This window comes from Photobacterium lucens (assembly GCF_009873615.1).
GTDB lineage: Bacteria > Pseudomonadota > Gammaproteobacteria > Enterobacterales > Vibrionaceae > Photobacterium > Photobacterium lucens.
The window spans coordinates 1-6,429 of sequence record NZ_SSMG01000239.1; the positions used below are offsets into that span (position 1 = coordinate 1).

Sequence of the window (6,429 nt, forward strand, 5' to 3'; positions counted from 1 at the left end):
TAAACATTGATGATAACAATGCAATTTATGCAAATTTATCGATTTTGTTTTTCTTAAGCGCGGTACTGCAAAATATTGTTATTGGAGTACTGTTCTTATTTTTACTCAATTACATGTATTCACAGTTGAAAAAATACAAATTCCAAAAGAATCACTTTCAGCTTGAAGCTTTTACAGATTCGTTAACCGGGTTATTTAATCGTCGTATTATGGAGAAGATCCTGCCTAAATTAATTAGGGAATATCAAGATAAAACCACGCCAATCTCAATTATTGCTATTGATGCTAATGACTTTAAAATCATTAATGATACTTATGGCCATGAAACTGGTGATAAAGCACTGATGCATATAGCCAATAACATCTCACATTTAAGCCGTAAGTCTGACATTGGTTTACGATTAGGTGGTGATGAATTCTGTATTGTACTGCCCGATTGTCCATTAGATAAAGCGACTAAAATGGCCCATCGGTTATCCATTGCTATCAATCAAAGCCGTTTTTGCGAGCATAATGTACACACTGGTATCACTACAGGTTGTATTGAAATCACTAAAAATGAAAGCTTGAAGGAAGCTTTAAAGCGCGCTGATAATATTCTATATCAAAATAAGAAAAACAAAAAAATCACTGAGCAGTTTAAAAAATATCAATAAAAAAACGGCTTCTAGGATCCCTAGAAGCCGTTTTTACAACTTACCTCAACTTACGCTACATGCAAGCATGACACCGCATGAACATCATTACCTTTCAACTGTGGCTTTTGCTCTGCACACAATGATGTAGCATTCGGACAGCGGGTTCTAAATACACAGCCTGATGGTGGATTCATTGGTGACGGCAAATCACCTTCAAGCAATTCGATATGCTTGTTACGTTCCAATTCGGGATCTGGGATCGGCACAGCTGACATCAATGCTTTGGTATAAGGGTGCTGAGGCTCAGCAAACAATACGTCACTTTCACCCATTTCTACTGCGTTACCTAGGTACATCACCAAGACGCGATCTGAAATATGCTTAACCACAGACAAATCATGAGCAATGAAGATCAGGCTTAAGCCCATCTCTTTTTGAAGTGATTTCAGTAGGTTGACTACCTGAGCCTGAATCGATACATCCAATGCAGATACTGGCTCATCACAGATGATCATTTTAGGTTTTAAGATCAGCGCACGGGCAATACCAATACGCTGACACTGACCACCAGAAAACTCATGAGGATAACGGTTGATCACATTCGGTAATAAACCTACTTTTGCCATCATGGCTTGTACTTGCTGTTTCACTTCATCTGCTGGCAAATTCGGGTAAAACGCTTTTAATGGCTCTGCAATGATTTCACCGACCGTCATACGAGGGTTCAACGATGCCAATGGATCTTGGAAAATCATCTGAATTTCTTTACGTTTTTCACGTAACGCTTCATGTTTGAGCTTAGTTAGATCTTGTCCTAGCCATACCACTTGTCCGTCAGTGGCTTCAACTAAACCGATAATGGCACGGGCAAAGGTAGATTTACCACAACCAGACTCACCCACTACGCCTAAGGTTTCGCCTTCGTAGATACGGATGTTAACCCCATCAACTGCTTTTAATTTGATAGGTGGCGTCCAAGGCCAAGCAGATTTTGCTGCAATGTTGAAATGCACTTTTAAGTCATTTACATCTAACAATAATTTCTTTTCTGCACTCATGACAACGCCCCCATTTCAGAAAAACATGCACGTAAACGACCGTCGGCAAATGGCGTTAAAATTGGTGATTCTTGCTTACAACGATCAATCACACGATGGCAGCGATCTTGATAAGGACAGCCTGTTGGTAAGCGCAATAAGTTAGGTGGATTACCCGGAATGGTTGGCAGATCTTCACCCGTGGTATCTAAACGTGGAATTGCACGCAGTAGACCTTCCGTGTATGGGTGACTTGGTTGGTAGAAGATCTCATTGATCTTACCGTACTCCATGGTACGCCCCGCATACATCACCAAGACTTTGTCACAGCTACCCGCTACAACACCTAAGTCATGAGTGATCATGATAATCGAGGTATTAAAGTCTTTTTTCAGATCGTTTAATAATTCCATGATCTGGGCTTGCACTGTCACATCTAGCGCTGTTGTCGGCTCATCAGCAATCAACAATTTAGGGCGACATAACAATGCCATTGCGATCATCACACGTTGACGCATACCACCAGAAAACTCATGGGGATACATGGTAATACGCTTGCGAGCTTCAGGAATTTTTACTGCATCAAGCATACGAACCGATTCTTCAAACGCTTCGGATTTACTCATGTTTTTATGCAGCATTAACACTTCCATCAGCTGATCGCTAACTTTCATGTAAGGGTTTAGCGATGTCATCGGATCTTGGAAAATCATCGCAATTTGTTCAGCTCGAATGTGATTAAGTGCTTTTTCTGGCAAATTTAAGATCTCTTTACCTTCAAACTTAGCACTACCACTGATCTTACCGTTCTTCGCCAGTAAGCCCATAATGGCAAACACAGTTTGGCTTTTACCTGAACCTGATTCGCCCACAATACCCAAGGTTTCACCTTGATTAAGCGAGAAATTAAGATCGTTAACCGCAGTAACAATACCGTCAGGCGTGGTGAATTCGACACGCAGATCTTTTACATCTAATAAGCTCATATTACGTCCTTATAATGAAGCAAGCTGATCAACTTTATTGTTCTATCAGCATGTGTTGCCAACCTGCTTCATCCTGTTATCTATCTTTTGGATCCAATGCGTCACGTAGACCATCACCTACGTAGTTAAAACAGAACAAGGTCACGACCATGAAAGCAGCTGGGAATAATAGCTGCCATATGGCGACTTCCATTGTTTGTGAACCTTCTTGTAATAATGCGCCCCAACTTGTCATTGGCTCCTGTACCCCTAAGCCTAGGAAGCTTAAGAAAGACTCGGTCAGGATCATCGATGGCACCAGTAAGGTTGAGTAAACCGCCACAATACCCAATACGTTAGGTACGATATGGCGAGTGATAATACGCCAGCGACTAACACCACACACATGTGCCGCTTCAATGAACTCTTTACTGCGCAGTGACAAGGTTTGACCACGAACAATACGTGCCATATCGAGCCATGAAATCGCACCAATCGCAATGAAGATTAGCATGATATTACGACCGAAGAAGGTCACTAGCACGATCACGAAGAACATGAATGGGATAGAGTATAAAATCTCTAAAATACGCATCATCACACGGTCAGTTCGACCACCAATAAAGCCTGATGCTGCGCCATATAGCGTACCAATCACTACTGCAACTAATGCGCCTAAGATACCCACCATCAGCGAGATTCGACCACCAATTAAGGTACGGGTATAAAGATCGCGTCCTAAACTATCAGTACCAAAGAAGTGACCGTCAGCACCAAAGGAAGGTGCTGCGTGCAAGGCATACCAGTCGGTATCATCAAAAGCATATTGGCTGAACATTGGGCCAAAAATCACGGCTAAAGTGATCATCAACAAAATGGCAAGCGAGATCATTGCCGCTTTATTTCGCATAAAACGCGAGCGAGCATCTTGCCATAAACTACGGCCTTCAATTTCCAAGTTATCTGAAAATTTCTCTAAGGCTTCTACATTATCTTTTTTCATTAACATCATAACTTTCAGCCTCTTAGTAACGGATCTTCGGATCAATTGTCGCAAGAACAATATCCACAATGGCGTTAAAGATGATGGTTAATGAACCAATCAGAATCGTGATACCAAGTACCAATGAGTAATCACGGTTAAAAGCAGCATTCACGAATAACTTACCAATTCCCGGCAGACCGAAAATAGTTTCGATAACCACTGAGCCCGTAATAATGCCGACAAACGCAGGTCCCATGTATGACACGACCGGTAATAATGCAGGTTTTAAGGCATGTTTGATCACAATGTAAGGGTAACTTAAGCCTTTCGCACGAGCGGTACGAATGAAGTTACTATTTAGCGTTTCAATCATGCTACCACGAGTAATACGGGCGAACGTCGCCACATATAACAACGCCATACCAAACATTGGCAATAAGATGAATTGAGTAGAACCGTCTTGCCAGCCACCAGCAGGTAACCACTGAAGTTTAATTGAGAAGATATAAATCAATACAGGCGCAAGAATAAAGGATGGCATCACCACCCCCGCCATGGCGGTGGACATAATGGTATAATCGAGCCAAGTATTCTGTTTAAGTGCCGCAATAGTACCAACCGTTACCCCCATCACAAGGGCGAAAATAAAGGCAAAGAAACCAATTTTTGCTGATACCGGCAGTGCTTTTGCTACCAATTCATTAACGGTGAAATCTTTGTATTTAAAGGATGGGCCAAAATCACCTTGTACAATATTGCCAAGGTAAGTGGTGTACTGCTCAAACACAGGTTTATCTAACCCGTATTTCGCTTCGATGTTAGCCATAACTTCTGGAGGAAGAGGACGATCACTTGAGAATGGGTTGCCAGGAGCAAAGCGCATTAAGAAGAAAGAAATCGTGATCAATACCAATAACGTCGGTATGGCTTCTAAAATCCGTTTAGCAATGAATTTAAACATAAACTCTACCGTAATTGCTGTGAGTGCAAAAGGCAGCCTTCTATCCCGAAGGCTGCGTATTATTATTTTTATTTAATGCGAATTACTTCGCGATGAAGTACATATCTTTCGAGTAGATATTATCTTCTGGGTTTTCCATTGGGTAACCACCCAATTGCGGGTTCACTAAACGTGCGTTCACGTAGTGGTAGATAGGCATGATAGGCATGTCTTCTGCCAGTTTCGCTTCTGCTTCTTTATAATCTGCTGCACGATCGGCATCAGTTTTAGCTAGTACCGCATCATCAATCGCTTTGTCGTATGCTGCGCTTGAGTATTTAGGGTAGTTTTGTGAGTGATCACTGCGCATGATCGCTAGGAATGTTGAGGCTTCATTGTAGTCACCACACCAGCCCGCACGAGAAACATCAAAGTTACCCTGACGTTTTGCATCTAGGTAGCTCTTCCACTCTTGGTTTTCAAGTACTGCTGTTACACCCAAGCCTTTTTTCCACATTGAAGAGATCGCCACAGCAATTTTCTTGTGGTTTTCAGATGTGTTGTAAAGCAGGTTAAATTTAAGTGGGTTGTTTTGATCGTAACCCGCCGCTTTCAACAACTCTTTCGCTTTCGCTAGACGTTGCTTCTGATCAAGCGTCGAGTACTCAGGCATTTCAACATCCAGACCGTTCGTTGCAAGCGGTGTGAAGTTGTAAGCTGGTGTCTCACCTTTACCAACAATGAATTTCGCCAATACCTCACGATCAATAGCGTATGACAACGCTTTACGCACGTTCGCATCATCAAACGGCTTACGTGTCATATTGAATTCGTAGTAATACGAACATAGGTAAGGGGTCACTTTTACATCTTGTGGGTATTCTTTTTGTAGACGTTTGAAGTGCTCATTTGGCATTTCATACGTCATATCAAGCTCACCCGCCAAGAAGCGGTTCATTGCTGCTACTTGGTTTTCAATTGGTAGGAAAGTAACTTGGTTAATAACAGTATTTTTGTTATCCCAGTAGTTTTCATTACGAACAAGAACAATACGCTCGTTCACAACCCAAGTATCTAATTTGAAAGCACCGTTAGAAACGTAGTTGCCCACTTTCGTCCAGTCATCACCAAACTTCTCAACCACTTTCTGATTAACTGGCTTCATTGAAGTATGTACTAGCATTGAAGCAAAGTAAGAAACAGGTTTATCTAGCGTCACTTTTAGTGTCTTGCTATCTACCGCTTCAACACCCAATGTTTCAGGTGCTTTTTTACCTGCGATAATATCTTCTGCATTCGCCATTGTGGTCATTTGAATGTATGACGCATAAGGAGATGCTGTTTTTGGATCGGCAAGACGACGCCAAGTGTAAACAAAATCTTCTGCTATAACAGGATCGCCATTTGACCATTTCGCATCATCACGAATATGGAAGGTCCATGTTTTATAATCTTCGGTTTCCCAAGACTTCGCTGCACCCGGTACTAGGTTACCTTTACTATCTTGGTTCACTAACCCTTCAAGCAAATCACGAATAACGTTTGATTCTGGAACACCAGAGACTTTTTGCGGATCAAGAGATTCAGGCTCAGTACCATTACCGCGCACTAACTCTTGTTTATCAGCCAGTTTTGTATCTGCAGGAACCTGCGCCGCAAAAGAGGAAAAAGAAGTGGCGGCAACAGCAAAACCCAGACTCATCATGAGTGCTTGAGTGATTTTATTCTTATACATGCATTACTCCAATACATTTGATTATTACATCCATGACGTTCTTCATTTGGTCATAAGGATGACTGCACTGGTTGTTTTTTATCCTAAAAGCAACCAATCAAACCGAAGAATTATTCAAAACGTTATCAG

The 6,429-nt window shown here is 41.8% G+C and carries 6 protein-coding genes; 1 reads left to right on the plus strand and 5 read right to left on the minus strand.

Annotated features, from left to right (window positions below; all coding sequences use genetic code 11):
• Positions 1-656 (plus strand): GGDEF domain-containing protein (locus tag E5A76_RS10420; protein WP_161118889.1); only part of this gene is annotated, 656 nt, incomplete at its 5' end.
• A 50-nt stretch (positions 657-706) separates the two neighbouring features.
• Here the strand turns inward: E5A76_RS10420 and oppF are convergent.
• From oppF to E5A76_RS10445, 5 genes are all read right to left on the minus strand, one after another.
• Complete coding sequence (gene oppF / locus E5A76_RS10425; RefSeq protein ID WP_161118890.1) at positions 707-1,696, minus strand: murein tripeptide/oligopeptide ABC transporter ATP binding protein OppF; 990 nt, start codon at positions 1,694-1,696, stop codon at positions 707-709.
• The gene (gene oppD / locus E5A76_RS10430) at positions 1,693-2,661 is read right to left on the minus strand and encodes an ABC transporter ATP-binding protein (RefSeq protein ID WP_107165381.1); all 969 of its coding nucleotides are present in this window, start codon (positions 2,659-2,661) and stop codon (positions 1,693-1,695) included. The genes oppF and oppD overlap by 4 nt, the downstream gene beginning before the upstream one ends.
• Before the next feature lie 76 nt (positions 2,662-2,737).
• Complete coding sequence (gene oppC / locus E5A76_RS10435) at positions 2,738-3,649, minus strand: oligopeptide ABC transporter permease OppC (RefSeq protein WP_053987174.1); 912 nt, start codon at positions 3,647-3,649, stop codon at positions 2,738-2,740.
• Between the two features lie 16 nt (positions 3,650-3,665).
• Entirely contained in the window at positions 3,666-4,586 is a 921-nt protein-coding gene (gene oppB, locus E5A76_RS10440) for an oligopeptide ABC transporter permease OppB (RefSeq protein ID WP_053986940.1), read from the minus strand.
• 82 nt (positions 4,587-4,668) lie between these two features.
• Positions 4,669-6,300, minus strand: a complete 1,632-nt coding sequence (locus E5A76_RS10445; RefSeq protein WP_161118891.1) for an ABC transporter substrate-binding protein — start codon at positions 6,298-6,300, stop codon at positions 4,669-4,671.
• Positions 6,301-6,429: the final 129 nt, after the last annotated feature.